We start from the raw sequence: 24902 nt of genomic DNA on the forward strand, positions 1-24902 counted from the left end.
TTTAAAATAGTATCATTATGAAAAAACATCTCCTTCTCATAATATTTTTTAGCTTGAGTTTGTACTTAAAGGCACAGGCTCAGTTTCCCTTGGATGTGCAGGTAAATGTAGCACCTCCCTATCCTTTGCGCTTATCCGATTACACTGATATTTCTTCTCAGATTTTCATTAATGTAAACAACACCAGTGGACAAAGTTATGACATCACTTTTTTAGGAACACTTACCAATAATAGCAGGGGGATAAGAATAGAAACAGATCCCAACAGTCGAACCTCAAGCTGTATTACCATCAGCCCCGGTATGAACACACTCTCAGGTGCTGACTTAGAAGGTGTTTTTGACCCGGATAGACTTAGGTTATCAGGAATTACAGCTTCTCAAATTCGAGGAGATCAGGCATTACCGGAAGGAGATTATCAACTTTGTCTTCGTGCTTTCAGTTGCCAAACCAGAGGGTTAGCACTTTCTCCGCCACCTGAATTGATGATGGGATGTTATAATATACCAAATGCATATGTTGATCCACCAGTAATTATTAATCCGGAATGTGGGGCAATTATTTCTGCTGATGCAACTTCTATTACCTTCAATTGGCTATTTACACCTCCGGCAAATGGAATTGGAAACACGGAATTTATTTTTAGGCTGGTGGAAATTGATCCACCCGGCAGAAATCCGTTCAATGCCATGCAAAGTGCTACTGCACCCTATCTTGTAGATGAAAGAGGCCTCTTCTCGAATAACTTTAATTTGTTAATAGATTCGGATGTAATGTTGGAAATTGGTAAGTCCTATGTTTACCAGGTAATAGCCATTGATCCAAGCGAGGAAATTGCTTTCAGAAATAATGGTGCCAGTGAGGTCTGCTATTTTACCTATGGAAGTACAAGCGGAGGAGAACCATTTGCTTTTCATGCCGCCTATCCGAAGAATGGCGATTATATTCCTTTCGATATTTTTCCATTCATTACAAAGTTTACACCCTATGACGACTATTTTCTTTTTACGGGAGATTTTACTTTAAAGGAAAATAGGGGCGGTAGTTTTTCTACCATTGATACAAAACCAGCCAGAAACCGTTGGCCCCGGGGTCCATTGATCGAACAAAGAGACTTAGGCTTTAGTGACATGACAGAAGAGCAATCTCAAAATTTGCCGGTCTATAAAAACCCTGCTGATTGGACCATTAATTTGGGGAGAGGCAAGGTGTATGCATGGAATTTCAATGGAAGCATGGAGTATAGAAATGGTGCCGTTTTAAATGGCGCTAGTGAAGAAAATACGTTCACCAGAGGTATGTCTCCTGCAATACTGGAATCACCGCCAACAGGTTCCACACAGGCACCCGGAAATATTACACTGAGTTGGAACTCTGCCGAGAAACCTGAAGCATTGGTACCTAAATTCGATATAGCACAATATAGTGGGGGCAGCCCGGTGAATTTATTTTCGAGCACAGTAGATGAACATTGGGTATTGGAAGTATCCCCGGAATCTACGTTTGACAGTATTTATTTCACTGCAAATAATCGAATAAATGACCTTGTCTTAAATGGGGTGAGCGATTCCACTGAAATTATCAATGCATTGTACAAACAAATTCAAAGAGATACTGCCTTTACAGAAGAAGGTATTTACTATTGGAGGTTAAAATGGCTTAAAACTCCTGGTGATCTAAACTCTCAGGCTTACAGCATAAGCCCGGTGTGGAATTTTACCATCGGGACAACCGACTCAACAACCAGAGAAACTACCCCTGAGCCACCAGCCGGCTGTATCAGCGAATGCCTTGATGCAGAAATTACCGATACCACAGCAGTGGCGATTACAAATGGCTCAACTTTAAGGATGGGTAAATTCAGTCTGAAAATAACCTCTGTTAATAGTACAGGGAGCGATCAATATAGTGGTGATGGAGAAATTAGCATTCCCTTTCTTAACAATGTAAAAGTGAGCGTGGCTTTCACTAACATAAAAGCGAATGCTGAAGGGAGGATTTTTGATGGAAAAGCAAAAGCAAAAGACGATTTACCTCACATCACTACCGACAGTATTTCCACCATAATCAATGGTGTGCCTACTGGTATTCCGGATTTCAGTGAGGCAGAATCGGATGCTTTGGAAGAAGTTTTTGAAACAGGAGAGAGATTAGTGAGCCTTTTAGGGAGCACCCGACCTATGGGAATGCCCTTGGGCTTAGACACAGAAATTGATGATTATCGGTTTGTGATTGGAATTACTGAGATGAATTTTAATCCGAGAAAGGCTGACATTACCGCAGTAGCAAGGGTTGATATTCCTGCCTTAGGTAACAAATTACCTGCTTTTGGGGCCAGAGGTTTATGTATAACACCTTCTGGTTTTGGAGATGAATACGCATTGTATCTGGCAAGAGATCATGAAATAGCTACTGCCGGAGATTTCTCCTTTGTTTTCAATGGTACTATGGATGGTGATACTACAAAAGCATCTTATATAGAATTCGATTGTACAGGATTTAAATGTGCCAGGTTAAGTGGTACAGCCTCTATTCCCAGTGATAAGCTCATCGCTATGAATGAGGATAAAACTGTAAATGAAGGCGAACAGGTAAAAGGAACTTTTGCTTTTAAAGGTTGCAGGGGCAATAATTACATGGGAAGCATTGAGTTTTCTGCTTTCCAGGTGAAAGGTATGAAAGGCTGGGGCTTTAAACCCATAGTAGCCTATCTGGACTGGTCTGATCTGGAAAACCCACCCGGTTTTACCTTTCCTGAAAATTACGACTTTTCGGGTGCTGATAATCCAAGACAAGTTAATACCTGGAAAGGATTTTATTTGAAAGAACTGGCTTTACATGCGCCTAAAGAGTTTGATGACGATATAATTGGCGATGTAGAAGCCAATGTGCAAAATATAATCATTGACGAAACCGGCTTTACAGGCAGTGTTTCTGTCCGAAATTTAATCGATTATGATGATGGAGAAATTGAAGGGTGGGCTTTTTCCCTTGATAGTATAGCCTTTGGGATAGTGCAGAATACCAATATTAGTGGAGGCTTCAGAGGAAAGCTGGGTACGCCAATTTTTGATGAGGATGATTACCTGCATTATAGTACTGCCCTTTCCTTTGTAGACGATACCCTTGCATACAATTTTAGGGTTTTTGTTAAAGATACCCTTAATATGACTGCGTGGGTAGCTAAGGTGAATTTAAATCCCGACTCTCAAATTCTTTTTGAAACCGGATCTGCCACCAATACTAAACTTTCAATGGATTTGAGTGGAGATATGTCTATAGAAGGGGATTTAGGTATTCCTGAATTGTCATTGCCCGGCATTGAGTTTCAAGGCTTGCATTTAAGTACTGAAGATCAGTTTAGAATTCAACATTTTGGATTCACCAGTCCTCAGAAAAGTGCAGCAGGATTCCCTCTAAACATCAATGATATTGGCTTTAGTGGAGGCTTTACCAACCCGGCTGTAGATTTTGATTTAGCACTTACGTTGTCGGAAGCAGGTTTTCATGCGGAAGCCGGACTGCAAATAATTGGCAGGGTTGAAACGGATGCTGATGACAGAATACGATTTGCGTACGACAGAACCAGATTGGATGCCATTTCAATAGATCAAACAATGGATGGGGGCATTCGCATTGCAGGAGCTTTGCAATTTTATGAAGAAGACCCTGTTTATGGTAATGGAATGAAGGGGAATGTAGCTGTAACCCTGCCTATGGATATGGCTGTAAATGTTGGCGTTCAGTTTGGTACTGTTAGGAGAACAAAAACGGCTCGTTTTAATACTGAAAATTACTTTTCCTACTGGTATGTAGATGGTTCATTAAGAATACCCCAAGGTACAGTACCGTTATTCCCGGGCTTTGAACTTCGCGGTTTTGGAGGGGGTGCCTATCACCATATGCGGCTAACTACTCCGCCACAAACCATTGTAACAGGTGCTGAAGGAGAAACAGGACGTGGCTCCGGAGCAGTGTATCAGCCTTATTTTCCAACAGTGTTAGGATTGAAAGCCTCTGTGGTAATGGCCATGGCAGAACCTAAAACCTTTAATATGGATGTGGGTATAGAAGCAGAATTTGCAGGTTATGGTCTCGCATCAATCATTATTAGAGGCGATGGCTATGTAATGGCCGGTTTTGATGAGCGGGAAGATGCTAAAGTGACTGCTAATATAGAAATGGGCTATATTAATGATGGCGAAGGAGGTAAAAGAGTGTATGGTAACTTCGATATTTTTGTGAAAGTAGATCCTATTTTAACCGGAGCGGGAGAGGATAACTTATTTGTTCGGGCAGAATTTCTGGTGGATAATGATACCTGGCACTTTTATATGGGCAAACAACCAGAGACTCAGAGAGCAGGTCTGGATTTAAATGTGGCCGTCATTCGAGCTCAAATTATGACTTACCTAATGGTAGGGCATGGCATTCCGGCAGATCTTCCTCCTTTACCAGTTGAGGTAAGGAATTTATTATATGGTGAACAGCAGGCCAGTGTTGATGGAAGTGTAAACCCTGGTACACTCAATAGGGAAGTTCCGGCACATCTCAATAATAAATATGAAAACGGAACAGGCTTTGCCCTGGGAGCACACTTTTATTTTGGGGCTGATATGGATTTTGCCATTTTCTACGCCAAATTGGATTTATGGCTGGGTTTTGACATGAATATCTCCAGAAATGAAAGCAGAGTATGTTATGAAACAGGCCTTAGTCCGGGCATAAATGGTTGGTATGGTAAAGGTAGGATGTACGCAGCAATTAGAGGTGAATTAGGTGTTCAGGTTAACTTGTTCTTTATTAAAGGCCGCTTCCCTATTATTGAATTAGGGGCTGCAGTGAGTTTGGAAGGAGGAATGCCAAAGCCAGTATGGATAACCGGTCGTGCCGGGCTTTCCTACAGAATTTTAGGAGGACTAGTGAAAGGTTACTGTAACTTTAAGGTAGAAGCTGGTGAAAAATGTACCTACACTGATCCTAACCCTTTTTCTGATATAGAATTTATTTCCGGCTTTGTACCGGACAATGGCGACACAGATATTAGCGTTTTTCAAAAGCCACAAGTAGCATTTGCTTTACCTGTAGGAGAAATGATGGAACTGCCGGCAGGCTTGGAAGACGAGCCGGAAAAAGTAAGAGTATTCTTCCCATTTGTAGAGCGTGCTACTCTTCGTGATCTGAAAAATAATCAGGATGTGCCAGGAAGCTATTATATGAATCCGGAAAACGTTTCAGGTACCTTTCAACAGGCAGGCGCTTTGGAGGCACAGACAAGGCATCAATTTGAGGTATCTGTAAAAGCCAGAGAGTATTTCCCTAATGGGACACATGCATTGGTGCGAAACAATGGAAATATTTGGAGTGAAACAAAAAGTGCAACATTCACTACTGGCGATCGGCCCGATGAGATTGCAGAAGAACAAGTTGCCTACACCTACCCTTTTGACAGGCAGGCTTACTTCCTGAAAAATGAGACCGACAGGGGAAGAGGAATGCTTAAGTATGTTGATGTAGACCAACATTACTTATTTGAAGAAGAAGATGAAGAAGGTCAGCGTTATAATTTCTTTGCGAGGTATATTCAACTGGAAAGTGAGGAAGAGTTGATTGGAGACATTACACTGGGAAGTGGGAAATTATATTTCCAGATGCCAACTTCATTAGAGAATAGCAAGGTATATGGTGTTCAAATTATTAAAGAAAAAATAGTTGAAAGATCACAATCTGATCAACTTCGGGATCGACTGGCATTGGAAGGTAATAATGGCATTAACCCTGCGATTGCCACTACCATCACCCGGGCTTTTACCTTAAGAAATGCAGGTACTGCTGAATTAAGTCTCAGCAAAGCAAAGTTGTTACCAACAGAAATCGATCGGCCTCGTGAAAAAATCCTTTATAAATTCCATTTCAGAACCAGTCAGTTTAATTCTTTGCAAGCAAAATTAGGTTCAGTGAGCCTAACTGCAGACTACAAATACTTAGGAGGGTCTCTTTTTGAGCACGTACAGTTAAGAGGTAAAATGGAGGAACCCTTTGATGAATTTGAGGTGAATGGTTATTATAAAAATGGTACTAAAATACTGGATCCCCTATTGAATTTTTTAGACTTACAATCGGCCAATAACTATTATAATACGGCACGTTATTACCTCTACGACTTATATAGCGACCTGGAAAGACTAAATGGCAGACCAAGCAGATCCAGTATGACGGGTCGGTATGAGGTAAATTTTGGTCCTTTACAATCTACAAGAAGAGGTTATTCTATCTTTAATGTCACGCCATTCAAAACTATCTCTTTGGCCACAATTACTGACATTGGCAGGCCATTGGCAGATTGGGAGTTGGATAGGGCGGCTGGAATAGGTGCTTATGGAAATCAAGCATCTGCTGGTTCTACTTCAAATTCCCCGGGAGTAGGAAATAACAATTTAAGCAATAATATAATAGCCAACACAGGCATTAGCTCAGGCATCAACGGGCAGTTCTCTAATGTTTTTTCATTGGGGGGTAATTTTTCAATGAACAATAGCAATGTGAGCACTGCCACGCAGGATTTCGGATTGAATTTTCAGACCAGCCTCTATGTCAAATTGGATGCAATGAATTTTCAGTCTCAGGTAAGTAGGTGGCTAGCACGTGATTTAGTAGGATTTGGTTTATTTGGTAGTCAAAATACCAACGGTTATTTTTTAAATAGAGACAACCCTGCTTTATATAGAAAAGCAACACAGTTTATTGCCTTACCAATTTCCTATTTTAGTTTAAGAAATGGCGCTTATCGCTATAAAATCACCTATAAGTACCCTGGCAGTTTTTTGGGGTCAAATATTACAAGATCATTTAATATCAATTATCATGATGAATCACTTAGGTAAAATTTTACTGGCCATTTTTGCTTTTGGTTCCTGTGGGGCTTACGCCCAGATCAATCCCGACACCCTAAAAGTACAACCAAGCGTAGAGAAAGATACTGTAATTGCTTTTCAAAGTGAGGTATTTGCAATAGCAAAATATACAGGGAATTCTATTATTCTTCGTTGGTCTCCTGATCAAGCAGGCGGCTGGCATGTAGGTAATCAGCTGGGGTACATGATAGAGCGTACTGAAATTAAGAGCGACAGCACCTACAATCCGGAAAAGTTCGAAGCAATAGTGAATCAGCCTGTAAAACCATGGCCATTGGAAGAGTGGAAAAAAATTGCCGGAGAGGGTAAAGATAAATATGCAGCCATTGCCGCACAGTCTTTATATGGGGAAGGCTACAATACAGGTGGACTTTTGGATAAGGCAGATGAATTCAAAAACCGCTATTCTTTTGCGCTTTTATCAGCTGATTTTTCACCGGAAACCGCTGAAGCGCTTGGCTTGAGGTTTGAAGATGTAAACATAGAAAAAAATAAAGTGTACATCTATCGGATTTTTTTAGCGGAAGAGTCTAAAAACTATAAAATAGATACTGCCTATCAGGTAGTTAATACTTCAAAAGTGTTTGAAATGCCGGAAGTGGCACCCTCAAAAATTTTGGAAGAGGAATTGAAAGTTTCCTTTTATTGGGATAGAGCGATATACGATCAATATTATTCCGCTTACTACATAGAAAGATCCAGCGATGGTGAAAATTTTCAACGGCTGAATGAGCAACCTTATGTCAATGCTTTGTCAGAAGAATTTGCGGAAAGCCACACTTCCATTGTTTACAGTGATTCATTAGAGCAAAATTATAAAGTTTATTATTACCGAATTTTAGGCTTGAGTCCATTTGGAGAAATATCTAAACCTTCTCAACCCTTTAAAGCGATGGGTAGAGACAGAACCCCTCCTTCCGTACCTTATAATATCGAAAGCACGCCCGTTTCCTCTTCACGTGTAAAAATTAAATGGCAAAAAGATAAAGAAGAAAAAGACCTCCTTGGGTATGTAGTTTCTCGCTCACAAGATTTTAAGGGTACTTTTGTGCCTCTTTTTGATAAACCACTTAAACCGGGAACCAGGGAATTTATTGATAAAACTGCAGTGGAAATGGGAACCAATTACTATATGGTGAGTGCGCTGGATACAGCCGGAAATATTAGCAATTCACTTATAAGCTTTGCACCTATGATTGATAGCATTCCACCGGCTGCTCCGACAGGGCTTCAGGGAAAAATAGATAGCACAGGGCTGGTGACTTTAACCTGGAAACTGGGGGCTGAAAAAAATATAAAAGGTTATAACCTTTACTTTTCCAACGCTAAAGACCATGTTTTCACCACTGTTAATAACCATCCCATTCAAGATACAGTGTATACTGATACAGTACAAGTTAAAACACTAACTGAAGAGATTTTCTATTGCCTGATTGCTGTGGATGTTAATTTTAACCGATCTGTAAGCTCAGATACGCTTAGATTAAAACGACCTGATTTTATTCCTCCGACCAGCCCCGTTTTTACAGATTTTAAGGTGGACCGGGGAGGTATAGAAATTTATTGGGGTAATAGCTCAAGCAAAGATGCTGAAGAATATCTTTTATTGAGGTCAACAGGTGATCAAGCTTTTTCAGAGATTCAACGTTTCAAAGCCATTGATGAGGTAGTGCAATACAAAGACCTTGATGTAGAAAGTGGGGTGATTTATAGCTACAGTTTAATTACTATTGATAATGATGGCTTACAATCCACTCCGGCTTATCCTTTAAAAATAAAAATGAGACAAAAAGAAAAAGCAGCGTCACTATCTGATATTGCTGTCTCTAAAAATGATCAGGAAGGCTCGGTTGATCTTTCGTGGAATTACATGAATAATAGTATCCATGCTTTTGTATTATACAGGGCAGTGGATGGAAGAAATTTTAAAAGCTATAAAACATTTTCTCCTGAAACTAAAAGCTTCTCAGACTACTTTGTTAAAGAAGGATCACGCTACGAGTATACTTTGAAGGTACAATTAAAAAGCGGGCAAATTACCGACTTTGGAGAAGTAGTGGCAGTTCAGTTTTAAGAACTATGGAGTTTTAGTTGGGGAGCTCATGATAAATACTGCACTGTTTGATAACCAAATAATATCCCGATCGTTCAGGACAAGTCTTGCTAAAACCGAGCGGGCTGGTCGACAAAAAGGCGGGGAGCGCGTTGAATTGTAGCGTGGGAGCATCTTTTTGTCTTGATTTTTTGTATCTTTTTGATCAAGCAAAAAGATAAAGAATAAAATTTTGTTTAAAATACTTTAAAGTGTAATTGAAACCTCAATATTTAGTAAAATTTCTCTTTTTCTTGGTTTTACACTTAGTTTTAAAGTTTAAGAAACACTTAATTAAGGTTAGTATATCTGGTTTTTGAGTTCAATTTTATTTTCCATGAGTAGCCTAGGTACGAAAAAAGCCCACTTAATGGGCTTTTTAACTTTTATATATTGTTACTCTGCATTACGCAGAAGTTTTCATTAAATGCTCTTCATTTAGTAACTCAAAATACTTTTCAAACAATGCTTTTGAAATTAATTTAGTTTCTCTGCTTGAGCCCCACTTAGGACTTATTTCAAAGAGTCCGTTGTATGATCTTCCTTCATAATATTCGGATATTCTAAAACCTGGCAAGCCATCGTGCTGTTCCGGCAACTTGTTACATTTAAAACTAATTCTATATCTATCCATAACTATTAAGTTTAAAACACTTTCTAAACGTAAATTTAAATCTATAGACCAATAAATGTGCCAAAGGGTTGTAATATTTAACACAAAAATCGATAAGTTATCTCAAAAAGAGGATAAGCCAACAGACTATTCTTTTTTCAAGATTTTAGGATTATACGGTCTATACAGGTAATTAGGTTGGTTTTTGTGCATAAAAGATTTTGAAATTACTTTAAGTGAAGAGCTATATATGTGCTAATATTCAGGTATTTATCACGTAATAAAAATCTTTGAAAGAAAAGAGAATTAACTAATGTTAAGAAGTGAAAGGCAGGGTAAAAATAATATTACTTATGTATTTTATTTTGGTGGTCAACTTTATTGCATAAGCCCTATACAACTAATTTGTATCCATATCCTCTGATATTAAGAATCTTTACACTTGGATCCTGGCTTAATTTTTTTCGAAGCTTACTGATATATACATCCATACTGCGCGCATTAAAGAAGTCATCTGAGCCCCATAAAGCATTTAAAATAATTGAGCGGTCTGTCAATTCGTTTTTCTTCTCTAATAATCTCATCAGAAGCTCAGCTTCTTTATTGGTTAAAAATTGCTCTTCTTCATTAAATTTAAGCAATTGCTTTTCATGGTGAAAATAGTAAGCGCCAATTGCGAGCCATTCTTGTTTGGGTTGGGTAGGTTTATGGATTAAAGCATTCATTCTTACAATCAATTCTTCCATGCTAAAAGGCTTTTTTATATAATCATTAGCTCCATATTTAAATCCTTCAATCACATCTTCAGTGCGTGATTTAGCCGTTAAGAAAATTACAGGGATATATTGATCCTTTTTTCTAATGGTTTTTAATAAGCTTAATCCATCAACCTTAGGCATCATAATGTCAAGTACTAAAATATGAAAATTGTCCTTTGTAAAAGCTGATAACGCTTCTTCGCCATTTTGGCAGTATTCCACATTAAAGCCTCTGCTTTCCAGGCTTTCCTTTACTATGGTTCCCAAAGAAACCTCATCTTCTACCAACAGAACTTTTGCTGAACCTTTATTCATAATTTATAGTGTTATTTTAAAGACTGTTTTCCCTTTTTTTACAGATAGTTCAATTGTGCCATTATGCTTCTCGATTATATTTTTAGTGTAATATAAGCCTATACCAAAGCCCTTTATGTTATGGATATTACCTTTTGGTATTCTATAAAACTTATCGAACACTTTTTCTTTTTGTTCTTTAGAAATATTTCCGCCATCATCTTCTATCATAATGATTAAGCGCTCTTCCTGAAGGAGGGTTATTTTTATGTTTTCTCCTCCATACTTAATGGCGTTATCTATTAAATTGGAGATAGCATTTTCAAAATGGAAAGCATCCACATATATAGGTTGAGTTTCGTGAGGTATATAAACTTCAATATGTTTTGTATTGCCTGCTTCTTTATACCTGTCAATTAAAAAAGTAACTAAAAGGTCTATTTCAGTTGACTCCTTTTGCAATATCAATTTATCGCTATCCAAAGTAGCAGTTTCCAGCAATTTTTCAACCATCACAGTTAGTTTACTCAGTTGCTGGCCCGAGATATTGAGGTATTTCCTTGTTTTGTCGGGGTCTTTTTCTGTGTTAAAGCTTTGTATGCCTTCTATAGCAGTTGAAATTGTAGTGATCGGTGTTTTAAATTCGTGCGTTATATTGGTAATGAGGTCATTTTTAATTTCTGATAATTCCTTCTGAGACTTAATCACTCTATATAAATATAGTAAGATGGCTGCCACAAAAAGCATAACAAGTAATGACGCAACTATAGGCAGTAAACCCTTCTTTAAAATTGCGAGGGTAGAATTCTCAAAATACATTTCAATTTTTTCATTACCAGGTAAATAAGTACTGCTAGCCTGAACCTCCAGGGTTAAATTTTTTATGTTATCCTGATTAAATCCTCCAACAATGGAGTCGGACTTATAATGATTTATTGCATAATCAATCCCTAAATCAATACTGGAAAGTTGACCAGATAAAAAGCCTATCAATTTGTCATAATCAAGGGTATCTCTGGTAATAGAAATAACTATTTTATCAGTAAGTTCTTTAATATTATCTAAGCTATCTGCAGCTCTTTTACCCTTGAAAATAGCAATTCCATTAATTTGATCGGCTAAGAATTTAGCTTTGTTTTTACCCTTATCAATAAGAATTTTTGAAATAGTTAAGGAGTCATTGTTGATGGCCTGGTTACTATCCAGCTTGCTAATTAGATCTGTACTTAATTTACTGGAACTGAAGCGCTGGAAAAAACTTATATTAAATTTCCCACTATCAGGGTAAATAGTATTTCTCATATTCTGATTATGAACTACTCCTCCTAAATCAGTAAATGTTATTACATCAGATTTAGCTATTTCAGCATAATACTCCTCAATGCTTTTATCCAAAGCACTTTTTACATCTACTAAATATTGCCTTTTTGCATCTTTATAATTCTCATAAATACTGAAGGATTGTATTATTACTGTGAAGAGGATAATAAGAAAAATAAATATCCCAATCCTTTTAAACTGCCTGGTGTTCATGCTCAAATATAACTAAATGCTCAAAGCTTGAAGCGGATTTAACAAACGTTAACACTTCTTAACCCTTTTCATGAGTATGATCGCTTTTGTTTGTGTAAACAAAAATTGATAATCATGAAAAAGACAATTTTCTCTCTTATTATTCTATGCATTGTAGGAATTATATTTCCTTTATCAGCTCAGAAATTTACTGGTATTGCCACTTATAAAAGTTCTGCCAATGTACAAATTGATATGGGAGACAAAGTTTCCAAAGCGGAACAGGAAAGGGTACAAAGCGAGATTAGCAAAAAAATGCAGAAGGAGTATGAATTGCATTTTACAACCAATGAATCTACCTGGCGAAATGTAGAAAGTTTGGGTGGGGCACCTGGTAAACCTGGTGCTACTGGCATGGATTTTTTAATGATAAGCTCGAATAATGGAGGGTTTCTGTATAAAAATATCGCAGAAAAAAGATATGAAAGACAAGAAGACTTAATGGGTAAGTCCTTTATTATTAAAGATAGTTTGCCTGTGTATGAGTGGCAACTTACAAATGAAAGAAAGCAAATTGGCGCGTATAATTGCCAGAAGGCCATTTATTCAAAAATAACTGAAGTGAAGAAATTCTCAACAGAGATGGAGGAGATGGAAGTGAGCATTGACACAATTAAAACAGAAGCGTGGTTTACCATGGATATTCCGGTAAGTAATGGTCCTGAGTCATACTACGGATTGCCGGGTCTTATTCTGGAAGTAAAAACAGGTAAGCGTGTAGTTATTTGTACCAAAATAGTACTAAACCCAAAAGAAGAAGTTGATATAGAAAAACCTAAAAAAGGCAAAGTGATGGATTCTAAGTCCTTTCATCAATTGTCAGAGGAGAAAATGAAAGAGATGATGAAGCGCTATTCAGGAGATGGCGGAAGTATACAAATTGAAGTAGGAGGTTAATCCGGCCTAATAAAAAATCTATTTCTACAACTCATTATCATTTAATTTCTTCCTTATGAAATTTATTTTTACCTGTATTTCGGTTTTGATAGCTTGTTCTTCTCTGGCTCAAAATTTAAGCGTAACCGGAAAAGTAGTGGATTCATTACAACAGCCAATAGAATATGCCAATGTGGTTGCTCTTGATCCGGAAACAAAATCTATTGTATCTTTTTCAATAAGCAATACTGAAGGAAAATTTAAATTACAGCTTATTGAAGGGAAAGAATATACTTTAAAAGTATCTTTTGTAGGGTATAAAACTTTTGAACAAAACTTCACTCCATCACAAGAAATGTCAGAGAATATTATGATTCAGCTGGCATTTGCTCCTGAATATTTGAACGAAGTACAAGTTGTACAGGAAATGCCCGTGATGATGTCCGGTGATACCTTAATTTACAAAGCAGAAGCCTTCACCGATGGCAGAGAAAGGAAATTAGAAGATGTTATAGGAAAATTACCAGGGATGGAGATAGATGAGAATGGAGAAGTTAGTGTACAAGGTGAAAAAGTAAATAAGGTATTGGTAGATGGGAAGCAATTTTTTGATGGGGATACTAAAATGGCTACTAAAAACATCCCTGCAAATGCTGTAGATAAAATTCAGGTTTTGAAAGACTATAATGAAGTTGCTCCTATGAACGGTATGAGAGGTGAGGACAATCTGGCCTTAAATATTCAGTTAAAAGCGGATAAAAAAAATATCTTATTTGGAGATTTAACTGCTGGTTTAGGGCCTGACACAAGGTATCTGGGCCATGCCAATTTATTCTATTATTCTCCAAAATTAAACTTAAACCTGATAGCAGATGCCAATAATATTGGGGACCGTGCTTTTACTATCCAGGATTATTTTAGGTTTAATGGCGGTCTGGCAAATTTTACAGCTAATTCCGGTACTGACATTAATATAAGTAATGAAAGTTTGGGCTTTCTAATGGCGGATAAAGAAAATGCAAGGGATTTATCAACGCAATTAGGAGCTTTCAATTTTACCTATAACCCATCTAAAAAATGGAATCATACCGGTTTTACAATTGCATCTCATTCCAACAATGAATTCGGAAGTAAGTCAGTAAGGACTTACTTAAGAGAGGGCGTAGATAATACGGAGCTCTTAGTTTCACGTCTTAATGCTTCGAATCAATCCGGGCTGTTGAAATATAGCAGTACTTATACACCAAATATTAATACTCACATTCAATATGCAGCCTTTGGTAAAATAAATACTTTAGAGAGTGTTAATAACCGGATTTCACAATTCACAGCTTCTGAAAATATTATTACTGAATTAGATAGACAATATTCTTATTCTATTGATCAACAGTTGATGGCTTACCATACAATTGATGAAAAGAATATTTTATCATTGGAGACTAATTTTAAACATAATCTACAGAGCCCTGAGTTTAATGTAGCCAGCCAGGATAATCTTTTTCCTAATTTATTAAATATGGATGCTGATAGTATGTATCAGTTATTTCAGAACAAGGAGATTAAAAGTAATCATTTGCTGGGAGAGGCTAACTATTACAGAATTCTCACTAAGAAAAATCATTTAAATTTCTCAGCAGGCTTTAATTATTTAAAGCAAACAATGACGTCAGCTTTACGATCCAGTGAAGGTGAGATAAGTAGTGAAGTGCCAAATCAGAAATTTTATAATAACTTAAATTATCAGTTAGGGAATGTTTATTCAGGTATTTCACTAAAATCTAAATTGGGCAACTTCACAATAAAGCCGGGGGTATTCTTTCACCATTATAATCTTAGTAATTTCCAGAGCGAGTTTTTAGCAGAACAACAAATTAATTTAATACTACCCTCTTTTTATGGTAAATGGGAATTAAGCAGTACCCAAAGTTTAAGCTTTAGGTATACCACTAAAGCGGAGTTTGCAGATATACAGAAACTGGCAGAAGGGATTGTTTTAACGGACTATAATGGCTTGTTTAATGGCAATAGATTTCTGGAAAACGGGATTTATCATTCAGGAAACATCAATTATAATTACTTCAATTTCTTTGCAGGAATGAATATGTATGCGAATCTTTCCCTGGTAAGTAAAATGAATGATTTCGGGAATCAGATAAGTTTTGAAGGAATGGAACGAATTAATAATGTAGTCAATTTAGAGCAAGTTAATGAGTCTTTCCAATCACAATTAGGAGTAGATAAAAAATTCCATCTTTTTAGAGTAAATGCGTCAGCCAATTTTAACGGATATAAAAACTATTCCTATGTAAATGAAAGTTTGAATAGAAACCAATCATTCAATCAGGATTATAAAGCTGCAATACAAACCACTTTTTATAAACAAGTAAAAGTAGAAGCAGGCTATCATTTTCAGTTAAACAGTTATGAATCGGATCTGGCTGATAATAGTTTTGTAAATCAAAAACCTTATGTAAAACTGGATTGGAACCTGTTGAAAAATTTCGATTTTACATCAGACTATTATTATAACGCTTACATAAATCAAGGAACAAATACTTCGAGTACTTATAAAATATGGAATGCTACGTTGAGGTATCGAAAGGAATCTGAGCCTTGGGATTTCAGTATATCAGCTTATAATTTATTAGATACTAAAGGGGTGAGAAGAGATAGTTTCAATGAAAACCTGATCAGTACATATGAGTACTTTATTCAGAAGCGTTATTTTATGTTGGCCATTAAATATGATCTCTAAATCATAATTGATATAAATAGCATGTATAGTAGAGAAAAATGTAAGTAGTAATCTAAATCTATCAATTGATTATTAGCACCATAGATATTTAATTACATACCTTTGCAGGCATGAAATTTAATGACCTGTTACTTAAGTTTCTGATTTGGCGAGTAAAGCATATCAGTACCAAAAATTTTGTACTTATCATCAGTGGAGTAATTGGATTAATTGCCGGAGTAGCTGCTGTGGTACTTAAGGAAAGTGTACATGTTATTCAAGGAGCACTTACCCGAGATTTCCATCAGAATTTAGCCAATTATCTTTATCTAAGCTATCCTTTAATAGGCATTATCTTAACTGTTCTGCTTACTAAGTATATTTTAAAGGAAAAAATGGGGCATGGTATTACTGATATCTTGTATACCATTTCTAAAAAGTCCAGCATAGTTAAGCGAACCAAAACATTTTCTCGCATGCTTACCAGTGCGCTTACTGTAGGCTTTGGGGGTTCAGTAGGTCTGGAGGCCCCCATTGTAGTAACAGGTTCTGCCATTGGATCAAATATTGGCAGGTTGGTGCACCTCAGTTACAAACAGCGGACGCTACTAATTGGTTGTGGCTCTGCAGGTGCTATTTCTGCTATCTTTAACTCACCCATAGCCGGAGTGATCTTTAGCATTGAGGTTATTTTGTCAGAAATTACGATCAGTTCGTTTATACCTTTATTAATAGCCTCTGTGGCAGGGGCATTGGTCTCTTTAACTCTGTTGGGAGATGATGTATTGTTTTCTTTTACACTTACCGAAGGCTTTGCTGCATCAGATACTCCATTTTATTTGTTTCTAGGTGTTTTCACCGGATTAGTATCACTTTATTTTACGAGAGCAGTAGGCAGGGTAGAAGGCTTAATTAAAAATGTAAAAGGCGATTTTAACAGGGCTTTGGTAGGTGGTGTTTCATTGGGCTTTTTGATATTTATTTTGCCCCCATTATATGGAGAAGGCTATGACACCATTAAAAACCTTCTGCAAGGGAATGCACAGAATTTACTTAATAACAGTCTTTTCTTTAGCGAGATTGATTCTTTCTTCTTTATGGTACTTTTTGTTGCTGCTATTATTCTTATTAAACCTGTGGCTACCGCTTTAACACTCGGCTCTGGCGGAAGTGGAGGTATATTTGCCCCTTCCTTATTTATTGGAGGTGTAACGGGGTATCTTTTTGCCTATCTTATTAATCTTACAGGGATAGCAGAGCCTATCAGCACCAGTAACTTTACACTTGTAGGAATGAGTGGGGTGATGAGCGGGGTGCTGCATGCTCCATTAACTGCTATATTCCTGATAGCAGAAATTACCAGTGGATACACACTTTTTGTACCCTTGATGATTGTTTCAGCTATTTCGTATAGTACCATCTCCTATTTTGAGAAATACTCGCTTTATACGAAGCCACTAATTGAGAAAGGGGATTTAATCTATCATGATAAGGACAGGCAGGTACTAAGTTTGATAGACCTTAAAAAAATTGTAGAAACAGATTTGCTAACCATTGATCCGAATGCCAGCCTGGGTTCATTGGTAGATTTAGTAAGATTCTCGAAAAGAAATATTTTCCCGGTAGTAAATGAGCAGCAGGAACTTATGGGAATAGTTACGCTGGATGACATCCGTGAAATAATGTTTGATACCGATTCTCGAAAAAATATAATTGTTAATACCTTGATGCACAGTCCTCCAACTTATGTTTCCAGCAAAGAAAGTATGCAATCTGTAATGATCAAGTTTGAAAAGACTGGTGCATGGAACTTACCGGTAATAGATGAGGGGAAGTATATAGGCTTTGTTTCCAAATCCAGAATATTTAATGCCTACAGAAAAAAGCTAATCAGGCAACAAATTGATTAAGCAAATAAACACATTTATTACAAGGGTTTATAAATGGATGTTTTCGGATAAGAAAAAGTTAAGTTGCTGATTGGCTGGCACTTGTCCACAATTCTTTTATTTAACTGGAAGTAGTTAATCATTTGATTTTTAAATGTTTACAAATAATTTTTGTAAAAATGTGGATAACTAAAGCGAATTGTGGATAAAAAAACCTTTGAAAATTTAAATCTTTATTTAGTTAAAACAAGTGTGTTTTAACCCTTAGCTGATGTAATATTATTTTCAAATTGTTAATTTTTAAATTTTGTCTTAAAACACCTGATAATACTTATGAAATGTAAATTATACGTTTGTATCTAAGGGCTTCTCTTGTTGTATTATCGGAATGTTTACTGTGGTTTAAAAAAATATTAAAAACAGATTAAATGAATTTATAATTAAAGCAAACTAAAATACAAAGTGGATTTAAAACCCGGATATAAGAATAGTACAATTGTGGTTATTGGTTCTTAATGTGGGAAATTGCAGCTTCCAATATTGTATCCACTCCCGCAGCTTTATCTTCGTCAGTTAAAGAGACTGCAATATCAGGTGCTACGCCAAACTCAATATTTTTACCATTAGCATCAATAGTTCTTGTGGATGAAAAGCGATACCTCCAGCCGTTAGGAAGCTCATTGTTAATGGGTAACCCACCTCCACCACCTGTTCTGTCGCCCATTAAAGTTACGTTAGGCAGAAAACTCATCATGCTGGCAAAGAAATTGGCAGAACTATAACTGCTTCTATTCATAAGTACTACAATGGGTTTGTTAAACTTTAAATCTTCATCACCCTTAAACTCTATAATCTTTTCTTCAGGCTCAGTAAAGTCATCATAAGCCGGTCCGTTTTTATAATACCAATCGGCTACCTTTGTTCTTTCTGTGGCAAACCTGTTTGTTATAGTAAATGCATTGCTTATGCTTCCACCTCCGTTGTTCCTTATGTCAATTATTAAACCTTCTACCGGCCCTTCCAAACTATTTATTCGTTTTTCAAGAAATTTAAAAAGGATGTAATCAAGTAAGGAGGTGCTTACGCTTGAAGAGAAGCTTTCATAATAGATATATCCCACAGAATCAATTATAGTATTGTGTAAAGGTCCGGAAATTTGATAGTCTTCACTTGGCACTAAATAATTTCTTTCAATAATATCGAAGTCAAAATTAGAAGGATAATCCAGGTACCATTGCCAGTTACGAGATAAGTCGATACCTGCTGAAAGGTTAACATGGCCGTCTTCCAATATAAACAGCATGTCTGCCAAGGTGTTAAAAAGCTCAATAGAGTTGCGGGCTGCTTGTGCTTTAGGTCTAAATTCTCTTCTTGCCGCTTCCCAGTCAATGTTTTTGTCTATAAAAAAAGAATATTTCTCATTTACCGTGTTCCACAAATGATCAAAGGTCTCAAGGTTGGAAGGCTGAGGCTCTTCCTTAATAGCTAATCGCTCACAATTTGAAAAAATAAGCAAAACCAGTAGGCCGGATAAGTAAAATATTTTTTTCATAGCTTAAAGAAGGTGCTTAACATGATGCTGTGTTCTCCTGTGGTAATAGGATTGATTGAATTGTAATCTTCGTACATCCAAAAATAATCAAACCTTATTGCATTATTATTTTTTAAATGGAACAATAAATAACTCTGTGCTGACCACCTAAAATAATTGCCGAAGCTAGTAACCTGGCCACCTTTTAAATAATCGAAGAAAGAAGCCTCATCCTTGTTTAAAGAAGCGGAAAATTTAGTTGAAGCAAAAATAGGCCTGGAAGCGTAGGTGATAATTGGTATTTGAGAAAAAATACCTGTTTCAAATTTCCTGCTAAATAATGAAAATGGTAATTGAAGCAAAACAGAAGGCGCAAGTGAGAACCGGGTTTCAATATGCTGGCTGTTATTGGTAAAATTCAGATGATCTCTCAATACCCACCTACCCAGTAAAGCCGCACCCGGATGGATTTTCAACTTTCTATCTTCCTGGGCAGGTAGCTTAAAATAATGTTGATACACGCCCTCTACCCTGTAAGTATACATTTCTGCACCACTTATGCTGCTAATCGGATTATTAAAATCAAAACGGGCAGTAGATTGCGCTATACTTTTACCTGTTTCCCTGTAATGACCTAAAACCGCACCGCCACCCACACCTTTATAAAGAAGAGGAGATATCCCTTCATCTATTACATTTACATAGCTACCACCTACTCCTGTTATAAAATAGGTTTTATTTTCGTAAGGCGTACTTTCACTTACTTGTGCAAATGAAGGTAATATGGTGCTAAATAGTGCACAGACTAGCGATATGGTTATTTTATTCAAAATCTATTATTACCTGGTTTCTTAATATGTCATCTAAAGACTCTCTTTTTCTGATTAAGTAATCTTTCTCTCCTTGCACAAGCACTTCTGCCGGTCTGTAGCGGGAATTATAGTTGGAAGCCATTGAAAAGCCATAGGCTCCTGCATTTTTAATCGCAATAATATCACCCTCTCTCACTTCTGAAAGTTTTCTGTCAGTGCCAAAAGTGTCTGTTTCGCAAATGTAGCCCACCACGGTATACACTCTATGGGTGGAAGAAGGATTTGAAATGTTTTCTATGCTGTGGTATGCATCATACATCATGGGCCTCATTAAATGATTCATTCCCGTATCAAGACCTACGAATACAGTAGCGGGTGTAGTTTTAATTACATTTACTTTTGATAGAAAATACCCAGCCTCACTTACTAAAAACTTACCCGGCTCAAACCATAATTCAAGTTCCTTTCCCTGAGTTTTGCAAAATTCTTTAAATCGTGCTGTTAATTCTTTTCCTAACTCTTCAATATCGGTTGTTACATCTCCTGGCTTGTAGGCCACTTTAAAGCCACTGCCAAAATCAATAAACTTAAGATCGGGGAAATCTTCCGCAGCCTCGAAGATTATTTCAGCACCTCTTAAAAAAGCTTCGGAGTCAAGAATATCTGAACCTGAATGGATGTGTAAGCCAATCACATTAATATTGTTGGACTCTATCACTCTTAATAAGTGACGCATTTGAAGGATGGATATTCCAAATTTTGAATCAATATGCCCGGTTGAAATCTTATTATTTCCACCAGCCATAATATGTGGGTTAAGCCTGATGCAAACAGGTACAGTGTCTTTGTATCGATGACCAAATTGCTCCAGAATGGAAATGTTATCAATATTGATAGTCAAGCCCAAGTCTACTGCTTCTATAATTTCATCTATTGAAACACCATTGGGAGTGTAGAGAATTTCTTTAGGTTCAAAACCCGCTTTTAGGCCTAAATAAGCTTCCTGAATGGAAACTACATCCAGTCCGGCACCGTTTTTTCTGACCCACTTTAAAACAGAAATATTACTCAATGCCTTGGTAGCATATTTCAATTTCAGGTTAATGCCAGAGAAAGCATTATTTAACCTTGTAATTTGCTGAGCAATTTTGTCAGCATCGTACACATATAAGGGTGTACCATATTTCTGCGCTAGTTCTACTAAATAGTTATTCTCCACTGAATTGTTAATTACTAAATGCTAATTTTCTCGTAAAAATGTTCCAAATCTTCCGGTTTACCAAATACAAATATTGTATCTCCCTGTTTAGGCGTAGTTTCAGGGCCTATTTGTGTATTTAGCTCCATTCCTCTTTTCAAACCGATTACTGTAACACCAAAGTTCTTCCTAATGTTAGTCTCGGAAATGGGTTTATTGGTAATTTCTGAATGGTCACGCTCAATTTCGTAACTGGCTGTTGTCAGATCAGGAAACTCTTCTGTAAATTTCTGCATAGGGCTCCTTTTCAGAACACCTCGAAGCATCTCGTAATTATCTGCTCTTATGCTACGGACAAACTCTTTAATCTTTTTCTGAGGGATTAAATACTGGTTTAAAACCCTGGTAAAAATCTCTACGGAGGTTTCAAACTCTTCAGGAATTACTTCATCTGCACCAAGCCTTAAATTTTCTTCTGTTTCAGTGATAAATCGGGTTCTCACAATAATATGGACAGTATTGCTAATCTGGCGTATATTGCTGATAATCCTTCTGGTAGCAATAGTATCAGAAATGGCTATTACTACTACTTTCGCTCTATGAATTGATAGGCTTTTGAGCACTTCAGGCTGTACAGCATCTCCATAAATAATAGGCTCTCCTAAGTGCTTATATTTTCTTATGGTTTCCGTATTTAATTCCGATATAATATAAGGAATGCCCACGCTTTTAGCGGCTTTAGCAACGTTTTGACCATTAAGTCCAAACCCAACTACTACAATGTGCTTATCCAGCTCCTCATCTTCAGCGCTAGTAGCTACTGAGGTATCCGAAAAAGTGAAAAAGACTTTTTTCGTGGTTTCCTCAAGGCGGGAGGCAATTTTATTGCTTGAAATTGAATCAGCCCATTTTCCGGAAACGGCCATAATAAAAGGAGTGATACCCATAGAAAACAATGAAACAGAAAGAAAATACTGATTCACATTTTCTGAAATAAGCCCATAGGAGATACCTACGGTAGCCAATATAAAAGCAAATTCCCCTACCTGAAAGATCGAAAAACCTATGCGCAAGGAGGTTCGCCCGGGATAGGCTAAGAACGTACCTGCCAGAGTTGCTATTAAACCCTTTAATAAAATAACAGCAACTGTTAAGCCTACAATAATAAAGAAATGATCTGCCACAAAGAAGATGTCAAGCAGCATCCCGATTGATACGAAGAAGAAAGAGGTAAACAGCTCACTAAAAGGTAAAATATTGCTGGCTGCCTGATGGCTGTATTCTGATTCCGAAATGATAAGCCCTGCCAGGAAAGCGCCTAGTGCCAGGGAAAGTCCTAAAAATGAGCTTAACCAGGCTACAGAGAAACAAATGAGTACAATTACCAATATGAAGAGCTCTTTGCTTTTAGTTTTTGCAATTTGGTAGAATAACCATGGAACGATGTACCTGGCACTCACTAAAACAAAGGCTATAAGTAAAGCCGCTTTTACAACCATACTTAGTATTTCTATCCAAATGTTACCTGATTGGCCTGCAAGTAATGGCGTAAAAAGCATCATGGGTACCACAATAATGTCCTGGAAGATTAAAATGGCCAGAATAGTTTTGCCGTGAGGAGAGGCGGTTTCTCCTTTGTCTTTTAAAATATTGAGTACAATGGCAGTACTACTCAGAGAGAAAATAAATCCTAAGAAGATGGCAGAATTCCAGGCAAAGCCCACATTAAAAGCTACTAGAGCCACTGCCAGAACGGTACCAAATACCTGGACGGTACCACCTATAAATACAGCTTTCTTAATAGAAGCAAGGCTTTTTATTGAAAACTCTATGCCGATAATAAATAGGAGAAGAATTACACCTATTTCAGCAAATACTTTTACACCTTCCGTAGCATCAATAAGTTGAAAACCATAGGGTCCGGCTATAATACCAGTTATTAAAAAACCTATAATCGGAGGTACTTTTAATCTTCGGAAAAGAAGGATTACGATTATTGAAAGCCCTAAGATGACGACTATGTCACTTAGGATGGGAATTTCTACGTTAGCAGCTAAAATCATTTATTGATAATTGAAACTTAAAATTAAACATTATTACTGACCTATTTTAAAATAAAAAATAGTAAATAATGTAACAATTCCTAGCTTAAAAGTATTTGATGCTGCTGGTTTTATTCTTTAACTCAGTAATTAGGGAGCTCATGATAAATACTACACTGTTCGATAACCAAATAAGGTTTGTTAAAACCGAGCGGGCTGGTCGACAAAAAGGCGGGGAGTGCGTTGAATTGTAGCGTGGTAGTCCGTCAGCTGACGGATCTTGATTTTTTGCGTCTTTTTGATCAAGTCATCGCAGTTATTGGAACTGAACTTCAAATGAGATAACAGGACTTTTGCTATATTAGAAAATAGAGCTAAAGCTGATTAGTTTTCTGCTTACTTACATCTGTGAGGCTATCCCCTTGAGGGGATTATAGGGGTGTTTTATGACATAGAATAGTTTTCCATTGAAGGAAATCAAGTCTTGTTATATAGTAGCAAAAAGATAAAGAATAAAATTTTGTTTAAAATACGTTAAAGTGTAATTGAAACCTCAGTATTTAGTAAAACTTCTCTTTTTTGAGGTTTTATATATAGTTTTTTTAAAGTTTGAGAAACACTTATTAATGTCAGTATATCTAGTTTTTGAGTTCAATTTCATTTTCCATGAGTAGCCTAATTAAAGATAAGATTTAAAGATTTTGAATAGGCGCTTAGTGTAAAAAAATCCTTTCATGAATATGCTCATGAAAGGATTTTCTTAATGGGGCTGTCATGATTATGCCGTCATTCCACCATCAACAGGGTTAATGGTGCCGGTAATGAAGCTGCTTTCATCGCTGCCAAGGAAATACATGAGCTTGGCAACGTCCTCATGAGAGGCATACCTTCCCAAAGGAATACTTTGCTCAAAGCCTTTTTTTGCTTCTTCACCTTTGCCAGGACTAAAGCCTTCTTCCAGTGAACGCATCATTTTGTTATCTACCGGAGAAGGGTTTACAGTATTTACTCTGATTTTATGTGGGGCTCCCTCTAGCGCGGCAGACCGCATCATTCCAATTACTGCATGCTTGCTGGTAACATAAGGTAATACATTGGGTGTGCCCATTAAGCCTGCAACTGAGGAGCTAATAATTATACTCCCACCGTCTTTGTTGTTTTTCATTACCGGGAAAACATGCCTAAGGCCATAGTATACACCTTTAATATTCACATCTATTACTAAGTCAAATATCTCAAGAGGGTATTCCTCCAGTGGCTTTACTTTACCTTCTACCCCAGCATTATTATAGAAAACATCTACTCCTCCCATTTTTTCAACAGCGTAATCTACATAGGCTTTTACTTCCTGCTCATCGGTAACATTTGCTTTAAAAGTAAATAGCTTGTCAGAATTTAGCTGCTTTTTAGCTTCTTTCAGACCGTTTTCATTCATGTCTACTATCAGTACAGAAGCACCTTTTTCCAATACTGTTTTAGCTATAGCCAAACCTATAGCGCCACTTCCACCAGTTATTATAACTCTTTTATTTTTCATCTGATTAGCATTTTTGTTTATTAAACAAAACGTGATAGCA

The 24902-nt window shown here is 36.9% G+C and carries 13 protein-coding genes; 5 read left to right on the plus strand and 8 right to left on the minus strand.

Features of this window, described 5'->3' with window-relative positions; translation table 11 throughout:
* The first annotated feature begins 17 nt into the window (after window positions 1-17).
* On the plus strand, window positions 18-6884 hold the full coding sequence (locus IEV85_RS12400; RefSeq protein WP_188463764.1) for a hypothetical protein: 6867 nt from the start codon (window positions 18-20) through the stop codon (window positions 6882-6884).
* Window positions 6865-8988 (plus strand): fibronectin type III domain-containing protein, encoded by a 2124-nt coding sequence (locus tag IEV85_RS12405; protein WP_188463766.1) that lies wholly within the window; start codon window positions 6865-6867, stop codon window positions 8986-8988. Before IEV85_RS12400 ends, IEV85_RS12405 begins: the two co-directional genes overlap by 20 nt.
* 424 nt (window positions 8989-9412) lie before the next feature.
* Here the strand turns inward: IEV85_RS12405 and IEV85_RS12410 are convergent, their stop codons facing one another.
* From IEV85_RS12410 to IEV85_RS12420, 3 genes are all read right to left on the minus strand, one after another.
* The gene (locus IEV85_RS12410) at window positions 9413-9640 is read right to left on the minus strand and encodes a hypothetical protein (RefSeq protein WP_188463768.1); all 228 of its coding nucleotides are present in this window, start codon (window positions 9638-9640) and stop codon (window positions 9413-9415) included.
* Window positions 9641-10011: 371 nt separating this feature from the next.
* Window positions 10012-10692: a response regulator transcription factor gene (locus IEV85_RS12415; RefSeq protein ID WP_188463770.1), complete on the minus strand. Its 681-nt coding sequence runs from the start codon at window positions 10690-10692 to the stop codon at window positions 10012-10014.
* Between the two features lie 3 nt (window positions 10693-10695).
* Window positions 10696-12204, minus strand: a complete 1509-nt coding sequence (locus IEV85_RS12420) for a sensor histidine kinase (RefSeq protein ID WP_188463772.1) — start codon at window positions 12202-12204, stop codon at window positions 10696-10698.
* Window positions 12205-12318: 114 nt separating this feature from the next.
* Here IEV85_RS12420 and IEV85_RS12425 point away from each other — a divergent pair, with 114 nt between their 5' ends.
* From IEV85_RS12425 to IEV85_RS12435, 3 genes are all read left to right on the plus strand, one after another.
* Window positions 12319-13140: a GLPGLI family protein gene (locus tag IEV85_RS12425; RefSeq protein WP_188463774.1), complete on the plus strand. Its 822-nt coding sequence runs from the start codon at window positions 12319-12321 to the stop codon at window positions 13138-13140.
* A 55-nt stretch (window positions 13141-13195) separates the two neighbouring features.
* Entirely contained in the window at window positions 13196-15874 is a 2679-nt protein-coding gene (locus IEV85_RS12430; RefSeq protein ID WP_188463776.1) for a TonB-dependent receptor, read from the plus strand.
* A gap of 110 nt (window positions 15875-15984) precedes the next feature.
* Window positions 15985-17763 (plus strand): chloride channel protein, encoded by a 1779-nt coding sequence (locus IEV85_RS12435; RefSeq protein WP_188463778.1) that lies wholly within the window; start codon window positions 15985-15987, stop codon window positions 17761-17763.
* Between the two features lie 481 nt (window positions 17764-18244).
* Here the strand turns inward: IEV85_RS12435 and IEV85_RS12440 are convergent, their stop codons facing one another.
* The 5 genes from IEV85_RS12440 to IEV85_RS12460 all read right to left on the minus strand — a co-directional run bounded on the left by IEV85_RS12440 (window position 18245) and on the right by IEV85_RS12460 (window position 24862).
* Window positions 18245-19294 (minus strand): S41 family peptidase, encoded by a 1050-nt coding sequence (locus IEV85_RS12440; RefSeq protein ID WP_188463780.1) that lies wholly within the window; start codon window positions 19292-19294, stop codon window positions 18245-18247.
* On the minus strand, window positions 19291-20103 hold the full coding sequence (locus IEV85_RS12445; RefSeq protein WP_188463782.1) for a hypothetical protein: 813 nt from the start codon (window positions 20101-20103) through the stop codon (window positions 19291-19293). The genes IEV85_RS12440 and IEV85_RS12445 overlap by 4 nt, the downstream gene beginning before the upstream one ends.
* The gene (lysA, locus tag IEV85_RS12450) at window positions 20096-21304 is read right to left on the minus strand and encodes a diaminopimelate decarboxylase (protein WP_188463784.1); all 1209 of its coding nucleotides are present in this window, start codon (window positions 21302-21304) and stop codon (window positions 20096-20098) included. The genes IEV85_RS12445 and lysA overlap by 8 nt, the downstream gene beginning before the upstream one ends.
* Before the next feature lie 14 nt (window positions 21305-21318).
* Window positions 21319-23346 carry a monovalent cation:proton antiporter family protein gene (locus IEV85_RS12455; RefSeq protein ID WP_188463786.1) on the minus strand — a complete coding sequence of 676 codons (2028 nt, stop codon included), beginning with the start codon at window positions 23344-23346 and terminating at the stop codon, window positions 21319-21321.
* Between the two features lie 757 nt (window positions 23347-24103).
* On the minus strand, window positions 24104-24862 hold the full coding sequence (locus IEV85_RS12460) for an SDR family NAD(P)-dependent oxidoreductase (protein ID WP_188463788.1): 759 nt from the start codon (window positions 24860-24862) through the stop codon (window positions 24104-24106).
* Window positions 24863-24902: the final 40 nt, after the last annotated feature.

Source organism: Marivirga lumbricoides (assembly GCF_014636295.1).
GTDB classification, from domain to species: domain Bacteria; phylum Bacteroidota; class Bacteroidia; order Cytophagales; family Cyclobacteriaceae; genus Marivirga; species Marivirga lumbricoides.